The organism is Bradyrhizobium sp. Ses1, from assembly GCF_059512365.1.
The window spans coordinates 44,342-65,767 of the sequence record NZ_JCAMOQ010000021.1 but is presented as its reverse complement, the minus strand read 5'-3'; the positions used below and the strand labels follow the sequence as shown (position 1 = coordinate 65,767).

At 64.0% G+C, this 21,426-nt stretch carries 22 protein-coding genes; 11 read left to right on the top strand and 11 right to left on the bottom strand.

Features of this window, described 5'->3' with window-relative positions:
* The first annotated feature begins 244 nt into the window (after window positions 1-244).
* Together AC5ZG5_RS23440 and AC5ZG5_RS23435 are read left to right on the top strand one after the other, a co-directional pair.
* Window positions 245-985 (top strand): Crp/Fnr family transcriptional regulator, encoded by a 741-nt coding sequence (locus AC5ZG5_RS23440; RefSeq protein WP_155255055.1) that lies wholly within the window; start codon window positions 245-247, stop codon window positions 983-985.
* A 116-nt stretch (window positions 986-1,101) separates the two neighbouring features.
* Window positions 1,102-1,350, top strand: coding sequence for a hypothetical protein (locus AC5ZG5_RS23435; RefSeq protein ID WP_208829482.1), 249 nt, complete (start codon window positions 1,102-1,104; stop codon window positions 1,348-1,350).
* Window positions 1,351-1,712: 362 nt separating this feature from the next.
* Here the strand turns inward: AC5ZG5_RS23435 and AC5ZG5_RS23430 are convergent, their stop codons facing one another.
* Window positions 1,713-2,333 (bottom strand): helix-turn-helix transcriptional regulator, encoded by a 621-nt coding sequence (locus AC5ZG5_RS23430; protein WP_028162393.1) that lies wholly within the window; start codon window positions 2,331-2,333, stop codon window positions 1,713-1,715.
* 540 nt (window positions 2,334-2,873) lie between these two features.
* On the opposite strand from AC5ZG5_RS23430, the gene AC5ZG5_RS23425 reads away from it, so the two are divergent.
* The gene (locus AC5ZG5_RS23425) at window positions 2,874-3,293 is read left to right on the top strand and encodes a hypothetical protein (RefSeq protein WP_456644089.1); all 420 of its coding nucleotides are present in this window, start codon (window positions 2,874-2,876) and stop codon (window positions 3,291-3,293) included.
* 55 nt (window positions 3,294-3,348) lie between these two features.
* Here AC5ZG5_RS23425 and AC5ZG5_RS23420 read toward each other — a convergent pair whose 3' ends face one another.
* The 4 genes from AC5ZG5_RS23420 to AC5ZG5_RS23405 all read right to left on the bottom strand — a co-directional run bounded on the left by AC5ZG5_RS23420 (window position 3,349) and on the right by AC5ZG5_RS23405 (window position 5,005).
* Window positions 3,349-3,549 carry a hypothetical protein gene (locus AC5ZG5_RS23420; protein ID WP_130229997.1) on the bottom strand — a complete coding sequence of 67 codons (201 nt, stop codon included), beginning with the start codon at window positions 3,547-3,549 and terminating at the stop codon, window positions 3,349-3,351.
* A gap of 23 nt (window positions 3,550-3,572) precedes the next feature.
* A complete protein-coding gene (locus AC5ZG5_RS23415) occupies window positions 3,573-3,890 on the bottom strand; it encodes a hypothetical protein (RefSeq protein ID WP_028162396.1) in 318 nt (105 codons plus the stop codon).
* A gap of 89 nt (window positions 3,891-3,979) precedes the next feature.
* Window positions 3,980-4,435 carry an Hsp20 family protein gene (locus AC5ZG5_RS23410; RefSeq protein WP_456644090.1) on the bottom strand — a complete coding sequence of 152 codons (456 nt, stop codon included), beginning with the start codon at window positions 4,433-4,435 and terminating at the stop codon, window positions 3,980-3,982.
* A gap of 387 nt (window positions 4,436-4,822) precedes the next feature.
* Window positions 4,823-5,005: a hypothetical protein gene (locus AC5ZG5_RS23405; protein ID WP_208829485.1), complete on the bottom strand. Its 183-nt coding sequence runs from the start codon at window positions 5,003-5,005 to the stop codon at window positions 4,823-4,825.
* A 218-nt stretch (window positions 5,006-5,223) separates the two neighbouring features.
* On the opposite strand from AC5ZG5_RS23405, the gene AC5ZG5_RS23400 reads away from it, so the two are divergent.
* From AC5ZG5_RS23400 to AC5ZG5_RS23390, 3 genes are all read left to right on the top strand, one after another.
* A complete protein-coding gene (locus AC5ZG5_RS23400; RefSeq protein ID WP_456644091.1) occupies window positions 5,224-5,832 on the top strand; it encodes a hypothetical protein in 609 nt (202 codons plus the stop codon).
* Window positions 5,833-7,119 carry an alpha amylase C-terminal domain-containing protein gene (locus tag AC5ZG5_RS23395; protein ID WP_456644092.1) on the top strand — a complete coding sequence of 429 codons (1,287 nt, stop codon included), beginning with the start codon at window positions 5,833-5,835 and terminating at the stop codon, window positions 7,117-7,119.
* A gap of 111 nt (window positions 7,120-7,230) precedes the next feature.
* Window positions 7,231-9,285 (top strand): acetoacetate--CoA ligase, encoded by a 2,055-nt coding sequence (locus AC5ZG5_RS23390; RefSeq protein WP_456644093.1) that lies wholly within the window; start codon window positions 7,231-7,233, stop codon window positions 9,283-9,285.
* Between the two features lie 78 nt (window positions 9,286-9,363).
* Here AC5ZG5_RS23390 and AC5ZG5_RS23385 read toward each other — a convergent pair whose 3' ends face one another.
* Both AC5ZG5_RS23385 and AC5ZG5_RS23380 read right to left on the bottom strand, forming a co-directional pair.
* The gene (locus AC5ZG5_RS23385) at window positions 9,364-10,002 is read right to left on the bottom strand and encodes an alpha/beta hydrolase (protein WP_456644094.1); all 639 of its coding nucleotides are present in this window, start codon (window positions 10,000-10,002) and stop codon (window positions 9,364-9,366) included.
* Window positions 9,999-10,934, bottom strand: coding sequence for a ring-cleaving dioxygenase (locus AC5ZG5_RS23380; protein WP_456644095.1), 936 nt, complete (start codon window positions 10,932-10,934; stop codon window positions 9,999-10,001). The genes AC5ZG5_RS23385 and AC5ZG5_RS23380 overlap by 4 nt, the downstream gene beginning before the upstream one ends.
* 132 nt (window positions 10,935-11,066) lie before the next feature.
* Between AC5ZG5_RS23380 and AC5ZG5_RS23375 the strand changes: the two genes are divergently transcribed.
* Window positions 11,067-11,960: a LysR family transcriptional regulator gene (locus AC5ZG5_RS23375; protein WP_456644096.1), complete on the top strand. Its 894-nt coding sequence runs from the start codon at window positions 11,067-11,069 to the stop codon at window positions 11,958-11,960.
* Here the strand turns inward: AC5ZG5_RS23375 and AC5ZG5_RS23370 are convergent.
* On the bottom strand, window positions 11,957-12,505 hold the full coding sequence (locus AC5ZG5_RS23370; RefSeq protein ID WP_456644097.1) for a cysteine hydrolase family protein: 549 nt from the start codon (window positions 12,503-12,505) through the stop codon (window positions 11,957-11,959). The two genes, AC5ZG5_RS23375 and AC5ZG5_RS23370, sit on opposite strands and share 4 nt — an antisense overlap.
* Window positions 12,506-12,616: 111 nt before the next feature.
* Between AC5ZG5_RS23370 and AC5ZG5_RS23365 the strand changes: the two genes are divergently transcribed.
* Complete coding sequence (locus tag AC5ZG5_RS23365) at window positions 12,617-13,597, top strand: GlxA family transcriptional regulator (RefSeq protein WP_456644098.1); 981 nt, start codon at window positions 12,617-12,619, stop codon at window positions 13,595-13,597.
* A gap of 149 nt (window positions 13,598-13,746) precedes the next feature.
* Here the strand turns inward: AC5ZG5_RS23365 and AC5ZG5_RS23360 are convergent, their stop codons facing one another.
* Both AC5ZG5_RS23360 and AC5ZG5_RS23355 read right to left on the bottom strand, forming a co-directional pair.
* Complete coding sequence (locus AC5ZG5_RS23360; RefSeq protein WP_456644099.1) at window positions 13,747-14,721, bottom strand: quinone oxidoreductase family protein; 975 nt, start codon at window positions 14,719-14,721, stop codon at window positions 13,747-13,749.
* A gap of 208 nt (window positions 14,722-14,929) precedes the next feature.
* Window positions 14,930-15,919, bottom strand: a complete 990-nt coding sequence (locus AC5ZG5_RS23355; protein WP_456644100.1) for an NADPH:quinone oxidoreductase family protein — start codon at window positions 15,917-15,919, stop codon at window positions 14,930-14,932.
* A gap of 143 nt (window positions 15,920-16,062) precedes the next feature.
* Between AC5ZG5_RS23355 and AC5ZG5_RS23350 the strand changes: the two genes are divergently transcribed.
* The 3 genes from AC5ZG5_RS23350 (at window position 16,063) to AC5ZG5_RS23340 (ending at window position 20,001) form a co-directional block, all read left to right on the top strand.
* Window positions 16,063-17,121, top strand: coding sequence for an AraC family transcriptional regulator (locus AC5ZG5_RS23350; protein WP_208829495.1), 1,059 nt, complete (start codon window positions 16,063-16,065; stop codon window positions 17,119-17,121).
* Window positions 17,122-17,229: 108 nt separating this feature from the next.
* Window positions 17,230-18,756, top strand: coding sequence for an acyl-CoA synthetase (locus AC5ZG5_RS23345; RefSeq protein ID WP_456644101.1), 1,527 nt, complete (start codon window positions 17,230-17,232; stop codon window positions 18,754-18,756).
* Window positions 18,757-18,789: 33 nt separating this feature from the next.
* Complete coding sequence (locus tag AC5ZG5_RS23340; protein ID WP_456644102.1) at window positions 18,790-20,001, top strand: ABC transporter substrate-binding protein; 1,212 nt, start codon at window positions 18,790-18,792, stop codon at window positions 19,999-20,001.
* Window positions 20,002-20,218: 217 nt separating this feature from the next.
* Here AC5ZG5_RS23340 and AC5ZG5_RS23335 read toward each other — a convergent pair whose 3' ends face one another.
* Window positions 20,219-21,400: an acyl-CoA dehydrogenase family protein gene (locus AC5ZG5_RS23335; RefSeq protein WP_165435631.1), complete on the bottom strand. Its 1,182-nt coding sequence runs from the start codon at window positions 21,398-21,400 to the stop codon at window positions 20,219-20,221.
* Between the last annotated feature and the right edge of the window lie 26 nt (window positions 21,401-21,426).

The following is a 21,426-nucleotide window of genomic DNA, read 5'->3' as shown; positions in this document are numbered from 1 at the left end:
CTGATGGAATCAGAACCGAAGCTCCAGATTCTTGTTCTGACGCGTTTTCTTCACGCGAACCGGTCTCCGCTTCGCTCGAAAACGCTCTGATTAGCGGAACCTGCGTCGCTGAGGCCACAGTCGCCGACGAGTATCAAACGACATCAGTCAAATGAACAGGTTTTCCTTGCCCGCGATGCGTGGCAAGGCCATCTTGCAACTCGGTCAGCGTGTGTCAGCTGCCAGGCCGAGATACGCTCTAGCAATGAGGCAGGAGACTGCTTTGGATTCGGTTCCTCGTTCGCTGAACGGATTCTTGTCCGCGCTGTCGGCATCCGATTTCGAACTGATCCGCCCGCATCTGCGCACAGTCGATCTCATCCAGGACATGGTCCTGGTCGAGGTCGATGAAGTGCTCAAGCGAGCCTACCTGCCGCAGAGGGGTGCGATTTCCCTGGTCGTGAAGCTCGCGCGCGGCGAGCACGTGCAGATCGCCTTGGTCGGGCGCGACAGCATCTTCGGCGCGTTCGCCGCGCTGGGGGACGCGACCGCGCTGAACTGCGCGGTGGTGGTGGTGCCCGGCATCGCTTCGACCATCGAGCTCGAGCAGCTTCGCCTCGCCGCCGACCGCAGCGCGACGTTGCGCTACGCGCTGGCGCGGCACGGGCTTGCGGTCGATGCGCAGGTCCAGCAGACCGCCGGCTGCAACGCTTCGCATCCCGTGGAATCGCGGCTCGCACGATGCCTCCTGCACACCCGCGACCTGTCCGGAAGCGACAAGATCGTGCTGACGCAGGAAGCGATGGCGCAGATGATCGGCGCGCGCCGCAACAGCGTCTCGCTGGTGGCGCACACGCTTCAGCAGGCGGATTTCATCCACTACAGCCGAGGCCATATCGAGATCACCAATCTCGACGGCCTGATGAAGACCTCTTGCGAATGCTACGCGACGGTGAAAGCCCAATACACCCGCCTGATTCAGGGGTACGAATCGGTTACGCCATAAGCGCGACCGCGCGCTTGCTTCCCGCGTGGAAAGCCGGCCGTACTTCTACGGCTCTCAATTTTCACGGACGGCTAAGCTTAACCGGCGATAATCGGAGTGCACACGGGAGAGCTGACATGTTCACGTTCGAAACGACGGACCAGAAGGAAGCCAGGCGTTTTCGGATCGCACAGTTCAACGGCAGGACCGCAACCGCGCATTCGGCCGGCGCGACGGTCACGGGCCACGTTCGATCCATCGTGGAAAACAAGTCGCGCGTTCCGGCGGCCTGGACCATCACGATCATCCCGGAAACGCCGAAGCCTGCTGCGGTAAACCTGCGGCCAGCCCCGCGCATCCGCACCTTCGCGGAAGATTACATCTGAATCACCTCGTAGCCCGGTGACGCGAATGCGTAAGCCGGGAGATCTGTGCCGATGTCGACCAGCGGCCCCGGATTACGCCGGCGCTTCCTTATCAATTTGAATCGAATCGTTGTTTGCTCAAGCGCAAGCTCGGCGCAAGCGCATTGTGCTTTGTTGCGCTCTACTGCTTCGACCTGCCGCAGGCATAGGCCGTGCCCGGCGGCCGTCGCGCGCCCAGCGCGAATTCGGTTCTGATTGAATCAGAACCGAAGCCGTAGATTCCTGTCTTGACGTGTTTTCTGCGCAGATAAGTCTACGCAATCTGCCTAAACTTGATTGCGACGCAGGCCTGTGCCCGCTTCGCTTGAAAACGCTTCCAGCGCTCAGGACGACTGCATCAGCGCCTTGCGGACGAGATCGGCGGTGTTGCGTGCGCCGAGCTTGCGCATCGCTTCGGCGCGATGGCTTTCGAATGTCCGCGGGCTGATCTTCATGCGCAGCGCGCCTTGCTTGTTCGAATAGCCCTCGCTGATGAGACGGAGCACCTCGCGCTCGCGCCTCGTCAGCGGCTTCTGGCCGGCCTTGGACACAACCGTCACCTTTGGCGGCGGGCTTTCGTCCTTGATGCGCGCAGGCGGACTGTCCCATCCCGCCTTCTGATCGATAACAGGAGCGGATCCCGGATGAATCTCCGAAATCTGCTTCAGCATCGCGCAGACGCGCTCGGTCTGCTGCAGGGCGTTCTCGACCACCTGCTGCAGGTAGATTCGGGCTGCCGGCGAATGCGCGAACTGATGACTGTGCTGCTTGATCTCGTTCATGTAGAGCAGGAGCGCCGTCATCGGACCGTTGAACTGGCGCGCGATCGCAGCGCCCGCCTCTTCCGTAGCGCGCGCACGCTGTGCGGCGAGTTCCACAATCTCACGATTGCTCTCGAATGGGGCGCGGTCTTCCATCCACTTCGACAGATGTGACCCGTCGGCTCGATGCTCGTGCTGTGTCATGCGACCGATCTAGCGACCCTAAGGCTGTTCCCGCGTTAACTCGGCACTCAGTAGGAATACTGAGAACGCGGCCATGTGTTGCCAGCTCACAAGGAAATAGAGGCAGACGCGCCTAGAGTTTGCAACAATTCTCGCAGGAATGTGGCAAATCTCAGTATTTCTACTCATCGGGAAAATACTGGAATTGTGGCGGAATGGCGTAGTTTCACGAGCATATTTGTGAGTTCCATGTGGCGGGTCCCGAACGCGCAGCGAATCACCGATGACGCGAATGGCAGCGCACCATCGATGCGCTGGTTCGAGAGCTTTCCAGAGGATGCTTATGCGGGCCTGTCGACGACCACGCGGCGCTTGCACTGAGATGACACGAACATGAGGTCGGCGCGCGATGCGTGCGCGAGAAGTCAACCCGCTACAGTGCATTGCTGCATGATTTGTGATCGATGCGCGGCGCCTCGCACCGGGGTTTGCGATTTACAGCCTTCACCGGCATCGCGATGATCGCGATCTCGATCTTCACAACGATGAAGGGAGGCCGCGATGGCGCGAGCAACCGGATCATGGCTTGCGATGGCGACCTTGGCTTGCGCCTTGACGCTCTCATCAGCCGCGAATGCGCAGACCGCGCCCGCGGAGAATGCAGCGCCGCCGACCGCCGACAATGCGGTGATGATCACGGTGTTCCTGAAGCACGATCAGTCGCGCCCGCTCAGCGAACTCAACGCACAGCTCGAGAAGCAGGGCTACTACAAGGCCTTTCCGCCCGCGGGCGTCGAGGTCGTGAGCTGGTATGTGATGATGGGTATCGGCCAGGTGGTGACACTGCGGCTGCCGGCATCGCGGCTCCGCGAGGTCAATCGCGCGCTCGAGGACAAGGCCTGGGGCGCCTATCGCACCGAATTCTATCCGACCTATGATTACAAGGCCGTCGGCATGGCCGCGCACGAGAAGGCGCAATAATTAGCAATAGTTGATTGTCCGTCTCGGCGTGGCGCCAGCGAGGGCGCCTCACGCTTCATGGCAACGCACCCTTGCTCTCAGCTTGCGCCATGGCGGTCAGTTCGGCTTCGTTGATCGTGGCCCCGGATGCATCGAGCACCGAGACCGTGCGGAACCCGTCGTCGCGAAACTCCTCCATCTTTCGCAGCGCCGCCGCCGCCGTCGCGAGGATGACGGAGACGCCGCCGGGACCGTTCCTCGCAAATACCCGGAACATGATCCCCCAGCCCCTGACGTGCTCTACGCCGCCAGCGCGACGCGCGAGGTCGATTTCCGCCGGTACGGCTTGCCGCCCGGCGATCCCGATGGATCGGGGTCGAGCGCCGACAGCGCTTCAAGTACCTCGTCGATGCTGACAGCGCTCTTGGCACCCGGAAGTTCACGCAACGCCGGATTGGACGAAACCGCAGCCGCATCCGACGCCCATGACGCCAGCACGGCGCGCTTTTCCGCCACCGACAGCCGGGCATCCGCCAACACATCGCGCGGATGGTCGTAAACCGATGCCGGGTGCAGGATGACATTCAAGTCGACGATATTGTCAGTGCGATCGATCATTGGTTGCTCCCATTACTTGTTCAGGCACGTGTCAGCCGTCCCGCCCGGCAGGTCCACCGGGCGGGGCATCCGTCTGTGTCGCGAACGCGTTACGCCGCTTTCGCTTCGAGTTGCTGCACGTTGGCTGCCGTCGCGCCATCGATGGCGATCCGTCGCGGCTTCATGGCCTCGGGCACCTCGCGGACCAGTTCGATCTTCAGGAGTCCATTGTCGAACGCGGCGCTCTTCACCTGCACGTAATCGGCGAGATTGAAGTGCCGCTTGAACGGCCGCGCCGAGATACCGCGATAGAGGTATTCATGTTCGGCCTTCTCGGACTTGCTGCCTTCGATCGTGACCACGTTGCTCTCGGCGGTCACCGAGATCTCGTCGGGCGAGAAGCCCGCGAGCGCAAGCGATATCTGGTAGCGATCTTCACCAAGCCGTTCAATGTTGTAGGGCGGGTAATTGTCCTCGCCCGTGCGTGCCGCTGCGTCGACGAGATCGAACAGGCGGTCGAAGCCGATGGTCGAGCGCCACAGGGGAGCAAAGTCGTAGCTGCGCATAGCCAAATCCTCCAATGAGCAAGTTGGATACGAGCGGCACCGGACAGAACCGGTGCCCGTTCTGGTCCAGACCCATCAGGCGTCCGGACGCCATCCGTCGGATGGCGAAAAAAATCTTGGAAAAGGCCGATCCAGTTTCAAGGGGAGGCTACAAAAAATTTTTTGGCCTTCGACGCAAGGCGATGCCCCCCGACATACGCGGCTCTCACCGCGTTTGTGGGCGCAGGCGACTTGCCCCAGCTCAGCGGGTAAAGGTTGGAAGCAATCGAAGGTGCCACTTGTCGCGATATGGATCGCTTCGTCGCGTGCACTCGTCGCAATGATGCCAGACAACCCCTCGCGCTCGTCTGGGGCGCGGCGAGTCCGGGGACACGACCGATCGAGGCCTCAGGCGTGCGCCCTCGGCTGCTGGCTCAGCTTCTTGGCCAGCGTCTTCAAATCTTCGACCCTCCGGCTGCACAACAGCCGGGCGAATTCGTCGGCATCGATGGAGGATTGCGGAAGGACGGGCGGTTGGCGCAGCTCCCGGCGCCGCCAGAACAGCCGGGAGAGACGCTGCAGCAGCTTCATTTTCTTGAGCCTCGATGAGAGCCTGCGCGGATAAGTCGCCGAACCGGTCCTTGGTTCCGCGCGTTGCCTCTTTCCCCGTTCTTTTCCGCAAAGAGCAGCCGCCCCGCTCCCGCCGAGGCTCCCGCTTTCGCATCCGCGTAATAATGGTGGGCGACAATCTTGCCGGCCGCTGCCGCCAGGCTCATTCTCCCGGCGCCACGCGTTCAGGGGGAAGACAGATGCCTGAGCCGGACCTCACCGGCGCTCCGATGGGCGGCACGCTCGTGCCCGGCGGGGCGATATTCCGCGTCTGGGCGCCGCGGGCCAGCGCGGTCCATGTCTCCGGCGACTTCAACGATTGGAGGCAGGATGCCGGTTCGCTGATGTCGGAGATCGGCGGTGGGCACTGGGCGAGCTTCGTGCCCGGCCTGAAGGACGGCGACGCTTACCTGTTCTACGTCGAGGGCGTCGGCTCGTCCGGCTTCAAGCGCGACCCGCGGGCGCGGCTGCTCAGCGTCCAGCCGTCCTTTCCGGCCTGCAATTCCGTGCTGCGCGATGCCGGGCGATTTCCCTGGCGCCTCGAGCGCTTCGTGCCGCCGGCATTCAACGACCTCATCGTCTATCAGCTTCACGTCGGAACGTTCGCGCCGCATCCGGACAACGGGGATGGCAAGTTCTTCGACGTGATCGAGCGCGTGCCGCACCTCGCTGCGCTCGGCGTCAACGCCATCGAGCTGCTACCGATCCAGGAATTCCCGACCACGTTCAGCATGGGCTATAACGGCGTCGATCTCTATAGCCCGGAGAACCAATATGCCGAGGCCGACGAGGCAAAGCTCGGCCGCTAATTGGATCGCACCAACGCGATCCTCCAGGCGGCCGGCCACGCGCCCTATCCCGGCGTCGACCCCCTCAGGCACAGCGACGACCAGCTTCGCGCGCTGATCGACGTCTGCCATGGCCATGGCATCGCCGTGATCTTCGACGTCGTCTACAACCATGCCGGCGGCGGGTTCGACGACAAGAGCATGTGGTTCCTCGATCGCCACCTGCCCGGCGACAACAACAACAGCCTCTATTTCACCGACAAGGGCTGGGCGGGCGGCCTGGTGTTCGCGTTCTGGAACGATGGCGTCAAACAGTTCCTGATCGACAACGCCACATTCCTTTATGAGGAGTATCGGATCGACGGCTTCCGCTTCGACGAAGTCAGCGTGATCGATCGCTTCGGCGGCTGGGGCACCTGCCAGGACCTGACCTCGACATTGCGCGCGCAAAAACCCGAGGCGATCCAGATCGCCGAATATTGGCCGGTCAATGCGTGGATCGTGAAGGATCGCAGCGAGGGCGGCGCGGGCTTCGACGCCACCTGGAGCGACGGCATCCGCAACAGCGTGCGGGCGGCGATCGCGAGCGCCTCACAGGGCGCCAACGCACGCGTGCCGATGTCAGCGATCGCAGACGCGATCGCCGCGATCAGCCTGGGTAGCCGCTGGCGCGCGGTGCATGCGATCGAGAACCACGACATCGTCTATATGGGACGCGACGAACGGATCGCGGCGCTCGCCGACGGCAGCAATCCGCGCTCCTGGTATGCGCGCAGCCGCAGCCGCGTCGCGCTTGGCCTCCTGCTGACCGCGCCTGGCATTCCCATGCTGTTCATGGGCCAGGAGATGCTGGCGTCGAAGCCATGGAGCGACACGCCGAGCGTGGATACCGAAATCGGCTGGGCGGCATTCGACCGCGGCGATGAGGTGATGGCCGGCTTCGTGCGCTTTGCGCGCGAGCTGATCGGCCTGCGCCTGACGACGCCGGGGCTGCGCGGCGAAGGCTGCGCCGTCATCCACGTCCACGACGACAACCGCGTGCTGGCGTTCCAGCGCTGGGTCGAGGGCGACGGCGGCGATGTCGTGGTGGTCTGCAGCCTGAACGAAAGCCCGCTCCACAACTACGCGATCGGCTTTCCCGTCGCGGGCCGCTGGCGCGAGATGTTCAACAGCGACATCTACGACCGTGAGGTGACCGTCACCGCCGATGGCAGCGTGCACGCCGACGGCCCGCCGCTGCACGGCTTGCCCGCGTCCGCCGCAGTGACGATCCCGGCGAACGGGCTGTTGGTTTTCGCGCGGGGCTAACGCCATCGCCGGCATCTGTCCGGCGCCGGGCGATGACATTCCCGCGCGGGTTCCGTTATGCTAGGCCTTCGTTCGAGCGGCGCTCCCCGCCGCGATGCAAGTCGAAGAGCAATGGCCGCACCTCACGTTCCGCAGATCGCCCTTTATCGCCGCTGGCTGCAGGAGCAGCGCGGCCTGAGCTTTTCCAGCTTTGAGGAGATGCGCCAGTGGTCGGTGCGCGACCTCGACGCCTACTGGCAGAGCATCTGGGACTATTTCGACCTGCGCTCGCCGACGCCGCACCGCGCGGTGCTGGCGGAACGGAAGATGCCGGGCGCGGTCTGGTTTCCCGGCGCCTCCGTCAACTACGCCCAGCAGGTGTTCCGGCACGTCGAAGCCGCCGATGCCGCGGGCCTGGCGGCGATCGTGAGCAGCGGCGAAGATGGCGTGCTGAAAGCGACGAGCTGGCCCGAACTGCGGCGACAGGCGGCCGCGCTTGCGGTTCATCTGCGGGAAAAAGGCGTCAAGCCCGGCGACCGCGTCGCGGCCTATCTGCCCAATATCCCCGAGACCATCATCGCCTTCCTCGCCACTGCGAGCTTGGGCGCGATCTGGAGCGTGTGCGCGCCCGACATGGCGGCGCCGGCGGTGATTGATCGCTTCAAGCAGATCGAACCGAAAGTGCTGATCGCCTGCGATGCCGTCACCTATGCAGGCCGGCGGCATGACCGCCGCGCCGTGGTCGATGAGCTCCGGCGCTCGCTGCCGACGGTCAAGCATTTCATCCTGCACAGCGACGCGGAGAGCGCCGAGACGGCCGATCCGCTGCTATCAGCGATCTTCGCCCGCCGCAGTCCCGCGATCGATACGTTCGAGCCGGTGTGGCTGCCGTTCGATCATCCGCTCTGGATCGTCTATTCCAGCGGTACCACCGGCTTGCCGAAGCCGATCGTGCACAGCCATGGCGGCATCATCATCGTGGTGCTGCCGCTGAACACGCTGCACAACGATATCGGCTGCAGCTATCAGCCGAACTCGTTTGGCGAACGCTTCCATTGGTACAGCTCGACCGGCTGGATCATGTGGAACTGCCAGGTCAACGCGCTCCTGGGCGGCACCACCTGCTGCATCTTCGACGGCAGCCCCGGCGGCTCCAAGGACAAGCCGGACTGGACCACGCTGTGGCGCTTCGTCGCCGACGCACAGGTGACAGTGTTCGGCGCGGGCGCAGCGTTCTTTGCCAATTGCACCAAAGCCGAGATCGATCTCGCCGCCGTCGGCGACCTCTCACACCTGCGCGCGCTCGGCTCGACCGGATCGCCGCTCAGCGCCGACACGCAAGCCTGGTTCAACGAGCGCTTCGCCGCGCTTTCAAAGGTCAATGGCAACGCCGCGCAGGCGGACATGTGGTGGGCCAACATTTCCGGCGGCACCGACTTCGCCGGCGCCTTCATCGGCGGCAACAGGGAATTGCCGCAGACGCCGGGCACGATGCAATGCCGGATACTGGGCTGCGCCGTGGAGGCATTCAACGAGCAGGGACGGCCCGTGATCGACGAGGTCGGCGAACTCGTCTGCACCGAGCCGCTGCCGTCGATGCCGCTGCGTTTCTGGAACGATCCTGGTGATGCGCGCTACCGCGCCAGCTATTTCGAGACCTATCCGGATAATTTCGACGGCAGCGGACGCGGCCCGGTGTGGCGGCATGGCGACTGGCTGAAGGTCGCCGCCGACGGTTCCTGCGTGATCTATGGCCGGAGCGACGCCACCATCAACCGGCACGGCCTGCGCATGGGGACGAGCGAACTTTACTCGGCGATCGAGGCGCTGCCGGAGATCCTGGATTCGATGGTCGTCGACCTCGAATATCTCGGGCGCGAAAGCTACATGCCGCTGTTCGTGGTGCTGCGCGACGGCATCGCGCTCGACGAGGCGATGAAGGCAAGGATCAACAAGGCGATCGAAGCCGGCCTGTCCCGCCGCTTCCTTCCCAATGAGATCTTCCAGGTGCCCGAAATCCCGCGCACGCTATCGGGCAAGAAGCAGGAGCTGCCGATCAAGAAGCTCCTGCTCGGCCATCCGATCGAGAAGGTCATCAACAAGGATGCGATGGCCAATCCGGGTTGCCTGGAGTGGTACCTCGCTTTTGCGGGCGACTATCTGCAGAAAAATACGGGCGCCGCTTGAGGCGGCGCCCGCATTCTAGGTTTTTGTTTTGACGCGTTTTCTTCACGCGAACCGGTGTCCACTTCGCTCGAAAACGCTCTACGTGGACTGAAGCGTCCGCTTCTTCACCCGCTCCAGCCACTCGCGCGTCAGGACGAGGTCCGCCTGCGAGAGCTGGTGTCCGGCCGGCAGAGTCCGATGCGTGACATCGGCGCCGGCATCGCCCAGTATCTCAGCCAGCTTCGCCGAGTTGGAGGCCGTTACGATCGGGTCCATCTGTCCCGCGGCGACCAGTACCGGCGCGCCGGCCAGGTCGGGGCGCGGTGGATCGGACAGCGGCACCATCGCGCGCAACAGTATCGCGCCCGAAAGCGTGCCAGGGCGAAGCAGCATCATGGCTGCGGCGATGTTGGCACCGTTGGAATAGCCGACCGCCACTGGCGCGCCGATGCCGAGACGCCGGCGCATCGCGTCAACGAAGTCGGCCAGTTCGGCAGCACGCCGCCGAACGTCGTCCTCGTCGAACACCCCTTCCGCAAGACGGCGGAAGAAGCGCGGCATCCCATTCTCCAGCACGCGGCCGCGCGGCGACAGCAGCGCCGAATCCGGCGACAGCATCCTGCCGAGCTCCAGCAGGTCGCTCTCGTCGCCGCCGGTGCCGTGGAGCAGCAGGAGGGGCGGAGCGCCCGCCCGTTCCGCCGGCTCGAAGCGATAGACGAAGGGTGTCTCGTTCGTCATGCGACTTCTCCCAAATCAGGCAGCACGCTTTCGATCTCCGTGCGATGCCGCTCGAGGAACGCCGGCAGCTTCAAGGTGTGGCCGAGGCTCTCGACGGGCTCATCCACCGCAAAGCCCGGAATGTCGGTCGCGATCTCGAACAGCACGCCGCCGGGCTCGCGAAAGTAGATCGAGCGGAAGTAGTTCCGATCCCTCTGCTCGGTCGGATGCAGGCCGTGCGCCGAGACCAGCTTCTGCGCCATCTGCCCCTGCTCCGCATCGTCAGCCGCGCGGAACGCGATGTGATGCACCGAGCCGACGCCCTGATGACCGCGCAGGAAGCCCTTGGCCTCGTAGATGTCGACGATGCCCCCTTGGGCGTCACCGGGAGCAGCGAAGCGGATCACCGAACCCTCGCGCGCGACCTCGCGGAAGCCGAGCACATCGGTCAGGATGGCCGCGGTCTTCTCGGCGGTCTCGAGCAGCAAGGTCACGCCGTGGAAGCCGCGGATCGCGTGCTCCGCTGGGACGTCGCCATTGCTCCAGGCCGGCTCATCTTCCGCGCCGGGAATACCGACGAGAGCGAGCGCCATGCCATCGGGATCGGTGAACGGCAGCACCGACTCACCAAACCGCTTCTCCAGCGGCTGATGGGGGATGCCCTTCTCGACGAAGCGCTGCACCCAATAGCCGAGCGAGCGCGCCGGCACGCGGAAAGCGGTCTGATGGGTCTCGCCGACGCCACGACGGCCGGCGGGGGCGCCCTCCCACGGGAAGAACGTCAGGATGGTGCCGGGATGGCCGACCTCGTCGCCGTAGTAGAAATGATAGGTCGTGGGATCGTCGAAATTGACGGTCTTCTTGACGAACCGCAGGCCGAGGTCGCGCGTGTAGAAGTCGAAATTCTTCAGCGGGTTGCCGGCGATGGCGGTGACATGATGGATGCCAGACATTGGTCTCTCCTGGTTAACTCGGGAACCCGATCGGGCTAGTCGACTGCAATATCGGCCCGCTATGTTCCGAGAACAATCCATGCTTTCATGGCGCCACTGTCTACGAATTGAGGACAATCGGCCGGAGGCAAGATGGACAAGGTCGCGAGCTTGCGGGCGTTCGTGAAGGTCGTGGAGACCGGCAGTTTCGCCGAGGCCGGCCGACAGCTTCGCCTCTCCCGCTCCGCCGTCAGCAAGTATGTGGCCGAGCTCGAAGAGAGCCTCGGCGTGCAGCTCCTCAACCGCACCACCCGCCATGTCAGCACCAATGAGAGCGGCCAGATGTATTTCGAGCGCGCGCTCTCGATCCTGTCCGAACTCGACGCGGCGGATCAGGCGGTGTCGCAGGCGCAATCGGCGCCGCACGGACTGCTTCGCGTCAACGCGCCGATGTCGTTCGGCACGTTGCGGCTCGGACCGGCGGTCGCGGACTTCATGGGGAAATATCCGAAGATCCAGCTTCAGCTCGTCCTGAGCGACGACCTGCTCGACCCTGTGCAGGACGGCTTCGACGTCACCTTACGGATCGCGGAGCTGGAATCATCGAGCCTGATCGCGCGCAGGATCGTGCCGATCGACCGCATCGTCTGCGCCTCGCCGGATTACCTGGCCGAGCACGGCACGCCGACCCATCCGCGCGATCTTCGCGAGCATGTCGCGCTGACTTACGGCTTCCTGCTCACCGGCAACCAATGGAAGCTGACGGGTGCGGATGGCGATCACTGGATCCAGCCATCCTGGTCGCTGTGCGCGAACAACGCAGAGGTGCTGCGCGACGTCGCCGTGAAGGGGCACGGCATTGCGCTGCTCCCGACCTTCATCGCTGGCGATGCGCTCCACACCGGAGCGCTGAAGACCATCCTTTCGGACTATCGCGCACCGCCGCTGACGCTCTATGCGATCTACCCTCCGACCAGGCATCTCTCGGTGAAGGTGCGACTGTTCATCGACTTCCTGGTCGAACGCTTCGGCGCGGGAGCGGATTAGCGCGGGAGATAATCCGCCGTGCTCACCAGTGTCCCATAGGACGACCCCAGCGCGGCCATGAAGGCAGCGTGGACCTGCGCGGCGGGAACGTTGACGCCGCCGAACGCAAGGTCGCGCGTCGCGCAGGCGTCGTGCACAACGGTGGCCTTGTAGCCGAAATCCGCCGCCGCGCGAGCCGTCGCGTCGATGCACATATGGCTCATTGCGCCCACGATCACGACGTCCTCGATGCCTTTCGCATCGAGCGCCTGCTTGAGCGGAGTGTCGCGAAACGAGTTGGGATAGTTCTTCACGATCACCGTCTCGCCGTCGGCCGGCTGGACGGACCCATGGATTTGCGCGCCATCCGATCCCGCGACAAAGAACGGCGCATCCGGCCGCACGAATTCATGCCTGATGTGAATGACCGGATCGCCGCTGGCACGGGCAGCAGCGATGACCCGCGCCGCGTTGGTCGTGGCCGCGTCGATCCCGACCAGCGGCAGCCTGCCGGAAGCAAAATAGTCGTTCTGAAGATCGACAACGATGATCGCGCGCTTGCTCATGACCGGACCGTCCTTTCCGCAAATTGGTCTGTATCTTTCTGGACAAGACTAGGCCCGCCATCGCATGCTGCAAATTGGCGATACCGACATAAAACGGGTTGATACCGACAGATGGTTTCCCGAGGCCCCACCGAGATCGGACTGGTGCATTATCCCGGGGCGCAGCTCGCCGCGATCCACGGCCTGACCGATCTGTTCGGCGTCGCCAACCGGATTGCGACCCGACATCGCAAACGCAAGTCCGCTCTGTTGCGGATCAGCCATTGGCAGCAGGCGGAGCCGAACAAGCCGCCGGCGCGAGTCTTCGACAGCGTCCCGGACAGCGATGCGAAGGCAGCGCCTGCCGCGCTGATCCTGCCGCCGAGCCTTGGCGATGCGCCCACGACGGAGAAGGCGGCGCCTTTCGTGCGATGGCTGCATGGCCATCACGACGCCGGCGTCACGCTCGGCTCGGTGTGCGCGGGTGCATTCCTGCTCGGCGAGACCGGCCTCTTGGCAGGACGATCGGTGACGACGCACTGGGCCTACGCCGAGCAATTCCAGAACCGTTTCCCGGAGGCGCGCGTCGATATCGACCGGCTCATCATCGACGATGGCGACATCATCACCGCCGGCGGCGTGATGGCCTGGACCGATCTCGGCCTGAAGCTGGTCGACCGCCTGCTCGGGCCGACGGTGATGATCGAGACCGCACGCCTCTTGCTGGTCGATCCGCCTGGCCGCGAGCAGCGCTACTACAGCGTGTTCGCGCCGCGGCTGACCCATGGCGACAAGGCCGTGCTCAAGGTGCAGCACTGGCTGCAGGCGACCGGAGCGAAGGACATCGCGCTGGCAACACTCGCGGCGCGCTCCGGATTGGAAGAGCGCACGTTCCTGCGCCGCTTCCAGAAGGCGACGGGCCTGACGACAACGGAATATTGCCAAAGGCTGCGCGTCGGCAAGGCGCGCGAATTGCTGCAATTCAGCCGCCTGCCCGTCGACCGGATCGCCTGGGACGTCGGCTATGGCGACCCGAGCGCATTCAGGAGGGTGTTCATGCGCATCACCGGCCTGACGCCGGGCGACTACCGGCGCCGCTTCAACGCGGAGTGAGGTTTGGCGCCCTCTCCCGCTTGCGGGAGAGGGCGGGGTGAGGGTGCTTCCGCGATTCACGCTGTTCGAACATGTGGAGAGAGCCCTCACCCGGCGCTACGCGCCGACCTCTCCCGCAACCGGGAGAGGTTAAAGACGGCTCGACTGCATCACACCAGGAACACAGTCGATCCCGTGGTCTTGCGGGCGGCGAGATCGGCGTGTGCCTTGGGGGCGTCCTTGAGCGGATAGGTCTGGTTGATCTCGATCTTGACCGCGCCTGATTTCACCACCTCGAACAGTTCGTTTGCCATCGCCACCAGATTCTCGCGCTTGGCACCATAGGTGTTCAGCGTCGGGCGGGTCACGTACAGCGAGCCCTTCTGTGCCAACAGGCCGAGGTTGAGCGGCTCGATACTGCCGGAGGACTGGCCGAACAACACCGCGACCCCGAGCGGCGCCAGGCAGTCCAGCGATTTCAGGAAAGTGTCCTTGCCGACGGAGTCGTAGACAACAGGCACCAGATTGCCTCCGGTGATCTCCTTGACGCGGGCGACGAAATCCTCGCGCGTGTAGACGATCGTGTGCGCGGTGCCGTGGGCTTTGGCGAGTTTCGCCTTTTCGTCGGTCGAAACCGTGCCGATCACGGTGGCACCGAGATGCTTCGCCCATTGGCCCAGGATCAGCCCGACGCCGCCGGCCGCGGCATGCAGCAGGATCGTGTCGCCGCTCTTGACGCGATAGGTCTGGCGAATGAGGTACTGCACCGTAAGACCCTTGAGCATCATCGCGGCGGCAGTCTTGTCATCGATGCTGTCGGGCAGTTTGAGCAGACGGTCGGCGGGGATCAGCCGCTCCTCGGCATAGGCGCCGAGCGGCGAGTTGCCATAGGCGACACGATCGCCCGGCTTCAGGTCGGTGACGCCGGGCCCGACTTCCTCGACGATTCCAGCGCCTTCGCTGCCGAGGCCGCTCGGCAGCGGCACGCCATAGACGCCCGCGCGGTTATAGATATCGACAAAGTTGAGGCCGACTGCGGTGTGACGGATCCGCGCTTCGCCGGGACCGGGCTTGCCGAGCTTGACCTCCTCCCATTTCAAAACCTCGGGACCACCGGCCTGATGGAAACGAAAGGCGTGTGTCATGAGAAACTCCTGCAGCACGGGATGATTGTGAATCTCAGCGAAAGCGGCGAATGCAATCCATTTCGCCGGCCGCAGACCATATCAGCGTGCTGCACGGCGGCAAGCAGCGCCCACGGTCATCTTGCCGTGAGCCCGTGACGCAGTGCAAAATTCTTCCAATCAGATCGGACGCAGCAGAGATAATCTAGTCCTGCAGCGGATGATCGAGTCAAATCACCACGACGACCTTGCCCAGCGCGCGCCGGTCGGCAAGGTGCTGGATCGCCTTGCCGCCCTCCTGCAGCGGGAATTCGGCGCTGATGCCTGATGACAGCATGCCTTGCGCATACCAGGACTGGAGCGCCCGCCGATTCTCGGCGAGGCGTGAATCCTGCGACAGCGTGAAGGTGCGCCAGTTGATCCCGAGCACATCGCAATTCTTCAGCAGCGGAAGGTTGAGCGGCAATGACGGAATGCCGGCGGTGAAGCCGAGCACGAGATAGCGCCCGCCCTCTGCGATACAGCGAATGGCGGCTTCCGAGAGCCATCCGCCGACGGGATCGATGATCACATCGGCGCCGTGCGGCCCGACCGCCTGCTTCAGCCGCGCAGCGAGCTCGCGACCATCCCCTGTGGTGTCGGCCGAATAGATCACGCCTTCAGAGGCGCCATGCTGGCGTGCGAAGCCGAGCTTCTCTTCCGATGAGGCCGCAGCGACGACGCGGGCGCCGAGATTGCGCGCGACCTGCACGGCGGCAATGCCGACGCCTCCTGCTGCGCCGAGCACCAACACGGCTTCGCCGGCCCGCACACCGGCGCGGGTATGCAGCGCGTAATAGGCCGTCTCGAAGGTGAACTGCATGACTGCTGCATCGACGAACGACATGCCCTCGGGAATCGGGCTGCAGCGCGTGGCATCGACAGCGACGAACTCCGCCATGCCGCCGGTTCCGGTCCGCGCCGCGACCCGATCGCCGACGCGCAGCCCGGCAACCCCTTCCCCTGCCGCGCCCACGACGCCGGCCACCTCGGCTCCCGGCGCGAAGGGCCGCGGCGTCTTGACCTGATAGCGATCCTGGATCGTGAGAAGGTCCGGATAATTCACGCCGCAAGCCTTCACCGCCACCAGCACCTGTCCCGGCCCAAGGACTGGCTCTGGCACATCGAGCAGCCGCAGGGTTTCGGGCCCGCCCGGCTCGCAGCTCATCAACGCGCGCATCAACTATCCTCCGGCGGCAATCCCGTCAGCGACAATGAAAAGAAGTCCCGCACCCGCAATGACGAAAACGATCAGTTGCGTTGACCTTGCCTGCCACAGGAATGGTGGCGACGGAACAATCCCGGCGCTAACATGCCAATGCCATGCCGGGAGCTTCCGCCGCACTTCGATCATCGCGCGCTGCGCCGTCGCGTTCAGCGATCGACTCCGGCTATGTCGGCCTGGTCCTGAGCGGCGTGCGCGAGGCCGGCTTCGATATCGACCGGCTGTTGGCGCGCGCCGGCATCGCGCCCGAGCAACTCGAGAAGCCGGGCGCCCGGCTGCCGCAGGACCAGTTCGCCCGCCTGATCGCGATCCTGACCCGGGAAACGCGTGACGAACTCTGGCTCTTGTGCAACCGCCCGATCAAGCCCGGCACCTTCCGCATGATGTGCCGGCTATTGATCCGCTCTGCCAATCTGCGGGAGGCGATCCGGATCGGCTGCCAGTTCTATCATCTGGTCGCCGACGATTTCGTGGTGCGGCTGGCGGAAGGCCCGGATGACGCTTCGCTCTACGTCACCGACACCATCGCCCAGCCGAACCGGCGGCGCATGGTCAACGGCGCGATCCTCTTGTTCGCCTATGGGCTGATGTGCTGGCTGGTAGGCCGCCGGCTGCCGCTGATCACCGTTCACTACGTCTTCCCGGAAGAGCCGTTCAGCTCGGAGCTCGAGCCGTTCTATAGGGCGCCGATGCTGTTCGACCAGCCGCGCACCGAAATCCGCTTCGATGCCGAATTGCTCGATCTGCCGATCATGCCCGACGAGGAGCGGCTGCGGCGCTTCCTCGCTTCGATGCCCAATGCGCTCCTGGTGCGCTACCGCGACGACAGCAGCATGGCCGAACGCGTGCGCGGCATTCTCCGCCGCAACCTCAAGCGTCCGTTGTCGTTTGAGGACATCGCCGGGATGCTCGCCGTCTCGCCGCAGACACTGCGCCGCCGCCTGCTCGACGAAGAGAACTGCGGCTTCCAGGACATCAAGGACCGGCTGCGGCGCGACCTCGCCACGCATCTATTGCAGAAGTCCCGCCTGTCGCTGGAAGAAATCGCGGTCTCGCTCGGCTTCTCCGAGCTCAGCACCTTCCATCGCGCGTTCCGGCGGTGGACCGGCGTAACGCCCGGCGAGTTCCGCGAGCGCCGCGGCCCTGCCGCAAAATAGTAGCGTCGGATTCCGCCAATCGGATTGGCATGCGCGGTCATTCAATGATGCAGCCTTGATGCGGATAATCCCGGCAAGGCCGATGTTCTCGGCCAACACGGGGAAGAAATGCCAATCCTGCGCCAATGGGCTGAACGTCATCCCGACAAGACCGCCGCGCTCGTCGCCTTTTCCGACCAGGCGATGACCTATGGCGAGCTCGATCGCCGCGCCAATGCCGTCACGCAGCTCCTGATCTGGATGGGGCTCGCCGCCGGCGACGGCATCGCGATCATGCTCGACAACGACCCGACCTATTTTGAGCTGATCTGGGGCGCGCGCCGCCACGGCGTCTATTACACGCCGGTCAGCACGCATCTGAAGCCCGAGGAGGCGGCCTATATCGTGCGCGACAGCGGCGCCAAGCTGTTCTTCGTCGCCGCGCGTTTTGCGGACGCGGTCCGGGCGCTGCTCGCCGACAATCCGCACCGGTGTGCGGTCTACGCGCTCGGCGGCGCGTTGGATGGCAGCTTTGACTATGGCGCGGAGCTTGCCCGCTTCGATCGCCTGATCGAGATTCCCGACGGCCCGGTCGGCAAGGATTTCTTCTATTCCTCAGGCACGACCGGCAGGCCCAAAGGCATCAAGCAGCCGCTGTTCGCCAATCTTCGCCAGGCGCAGGCCTCCGGCGACTGGGTGCGCGACAATTTCGGCTTCGCGGAGGATACGGTCTATCTCTCTCCGGCACCACTGTACCATGGCGCGCCGCTTCGCTTCACCATGCGCACGCTGGAGAGCGGCGGCACCGCCGTGATCATGAAAAAGTTCGTACCGGAGCAGGCGCTGGCCGCGATCGAGCATTACCGCGTCACCCACAGCCAGTGGGTGCCGACGATGTTCTTCCGCCTGCTCGCGCTGCCTGACGAGATACGCGCCCGCTACGATCTCGCCTCGCATCGCTGCGCGATCCACGCCGCCGCGCCTTGTCCGCCCGAGCTCAAGGAGCGGATGATCGAGTGGTGGGGGCCGATCGTCTGGGAATATTACGCGGGCTCGGAGCGCAACGGTGCCACCTGCATCTCGACCGCGGACTGGCTGATCCATCGCGGCTCGGTCGGGCGCGCCTGCGTCGGCACTATCCATATCCTCGACGAAGCGCAGAACGAGCTCGGCCCCGGCGAGATCGGCGACGTCTATTTCGACGGCCCGCAATTCGTCTACCACAACGATCCCGAAAAGACCGCGCGCTCGCGAAACGCCAAGGGCTGGTCGACCATCGGCGATGTCGGCTATCTCGATCACGACGGCTATCTCTATCTGACCGACCGCCGCTCGCACATGATCATCTCCGGCGGCGTCAATATCTATCCCGCCGAGATCGAGAATCGCCTGGCGCTGCATCCCGATGTGGCCGATGTCGCCGTGTTCGGAATCTCCAATCCGGAGTATGGCGAGGAGGTCAAGGCCGTGGTGCAGCTCAGGGAGCCGTCGAAGGCATCATCGGCGCTTGCGACTGAGCTGATGGCGTTCTGCCGGGACGGCCTGTCGCACGTCAAATGCCCGCGCTCGATCGATTTCGCGGCCGAGCTGCCGCGGCAGGAGAACGGCAAGCTGTTCAAGCACGTGCTGAAGCAGCGCTATCTGCAGCCGGCCTAACCGGATCATCAACAACGAAGACAGGAATAGAGCATGAACAAGCTCACGGTGGCGACCTGTGCAATCGCATGGGCGGGGTTGTCGTTCTCCGCATTCGCTCAGGAGAAGAACTACGGACCAGGCGTGACCGATACCGAGGTCAAGATCGGCCAGACCATGCCTTATAGCGGCCCGGCGTCGAGCTTCGCGGCGATCGGCCGCGCGATGACCGCTTATTTCCAGAAGGTGAATGCGGAAGGCGGCGTCAACGGCCGCAAGATCAACCTGGTCTCGCTCGACGACGGTTATAGCCCACCCAAAGCCGTCGAGCAGACGCGGCGATTGGTCGAGAGCGAGGAGGTGCTGGCGATCGTCGGCACCTTCGGCTCGCCGACCAACTTCGCAACGCAAAAATATCTGAACGCCAAGAAGGTGCCCGGCCTGTTCCTCGGCACCGGCGCCAACCGCGTCTCCGAGCCCGCGACCTATCCGTGGTCGATGGGTTGGCAGCCGAACAACCATGCCAAGGGCGTGATCTACGCCAAATACCTCCTCAAGGAGCGGCCCAATGCGAAGGTCGCGGTGCTGTTCCAGAACGACGATTTCGGCCGCGACTACGTCAAGGGCTTTCGCGACGGGCTTGGCGACAAGGCTGCGACGACGATCGTCAAGGAGCTCAGCTACGAGATTGCCGAGCCGACCATCGACTCGCAGATCCTGATCCTGAAAGCGACCGGCGCCGACGTGTTCCTCGACATTTCGACGCCGAAATTCTCGGCGCAGGCGATCAAGAAGATGGCGGAGACGAAATGGGACGCTCTGCATCTCCTCAGCGATGCCGCCGGCTCGATCTCCAGCACGCTGGCGCCGGCGGGGCTGGAGAATTCCAAGGGCGTCATCACCGTTGCCTTCCGCAAGGATCCGAACGATGCGGCATGGGGCGACGATGCCGGCGTGAAGGAGTATCTCGCCTTCATGAAGCAGTACATGCCCGAAGCCAATCCGTCCGAGACTTATCACGTGTTCGGCTATGCGACGGCGCAGACCTTCGTTCACGTCCTGAAGAATTGCGGCGACGACCTGACGCGCGAGAACCTGATGAAGCAGGCGACCAGCATCAAGGACCTCGTCCTCCCGATCATGCTTCCCGGCATCAAGCTCAATACCACCCCGACGCGCTACACGCCGATGAGCCAGGAACAATTGATGCAGTTCGACGGCGTGAAATGGAAGCCGATCGGCGAGGTGATCGACGCGGAGAAGTGAGAGCGCGGTCTCGGGAATTTTACCTCGCCCCGCTTGCGGGGAGAGGTCGGAATTCGAGCGCAGCTTGAATTCCGGGTGAGGGGGTGCCTCCGCAAGCTCGTCTCAAACCGTCTTCGTGGAGATAGCCCCTCACCCTACCCTCTCAGAGCGAGCTCCGCTCGTCTCGGCCCCGTGAAGAACGGGGAGAGGGAGGCGCAGGGCACTTGCGCTCTTCAGTCTATTCACACTCGCGCAGCACCTCCCGCGCGATGGTCATCTTCATCACTTCGGTGGTGCCTTCCGCGACCTGCGCGATGCGGCTCTGGAAATAGAGCTGGCCGAAGCGGTTTTCCCTGAGCACGCCGAGCCCGCCATGGATCTGGATGGCGCGATCGATGACCCGGCAGGCCGCGAGCGGCGCGAAGCATTTCACCATCGCGGCTTCCTTGCGTGCATCGAGGCCACGATCGAGCATCCAGGCGGTCTTGTAGACCATCAGCCGCGACTGCTCGAGGTCCATCTCCGATTCCGCCAGCATCCATTGAATGGCCTGCCGTTCCGCGAGCGGTTTGCCGAACGTCTCGCGCTCACGCGCCCGTTTCGCGGCCTGCGTCTGCGCCCAGCGCGCGGTGCCGGTGAGGCGCGCACCGATCACGGTGCGGTTGCGGTTGAGCTGGTCCATCATGTAGCGGAAGCCCATGCCCTCCGCGCCCAGCATGTTCTTCGCTGGGACCACGCAATCCTTGTACTGGTAGTCGCAGCTCCGGCCGAGATAGGTGCCCGGCGCCATGGTCTCGTATTCGCGCAGCACCGACACGCCGGGATTGGGATAGTCGACCAGGAACAGGCTGATCCCCTCATAGCCCTTGGTCGGATCGGTCACGGCATAGCAGAGCAGATATTTAGGCGTGATGGCGGGATGGTTCGGCGGCGGCGCCCAGCGCTTGATGCCGTTGATGATGTAATTGTCACCGTCACGAACGGCGGTGGTCTTTATCCCGGCCGCGTCGGAGCCCGCGCCCGGCTCCGAGATGTTGATGTGGTAGAACTTGTCCTCTTTCAGGATCGGATAGAGATACGCTTCCTTCTGCCATTCCGGCGCGACGTGAAGCGCGGGATGCGGATCGAGAAAGCCCGACCAGGTCGCGAGCAGGCCATGCATCACGGGCGACCTTACGATCTCCTCGTAGACCAGGCACTTCGCGACCGTGCCTAATCCCTGCCCGCCGGCTTCCTTCGGCACCGCCAATCCCCTGAAGCCGTATTCGCGGAATTTCCGCACTACGCCCATGAAGATGTCGTGCGGCACGGCGTAGTCGTCCGTTCCCCAGTCATCCTCGAGCGGGCGGCAGACTTCCTCCACAAAGGCAGCGGCCCGCGCCTTGATGTCGCGTTGTTCCCTGGACAGTTCAAAATCCACTGTGATCTCCAAGCCTTGTTTTGCAA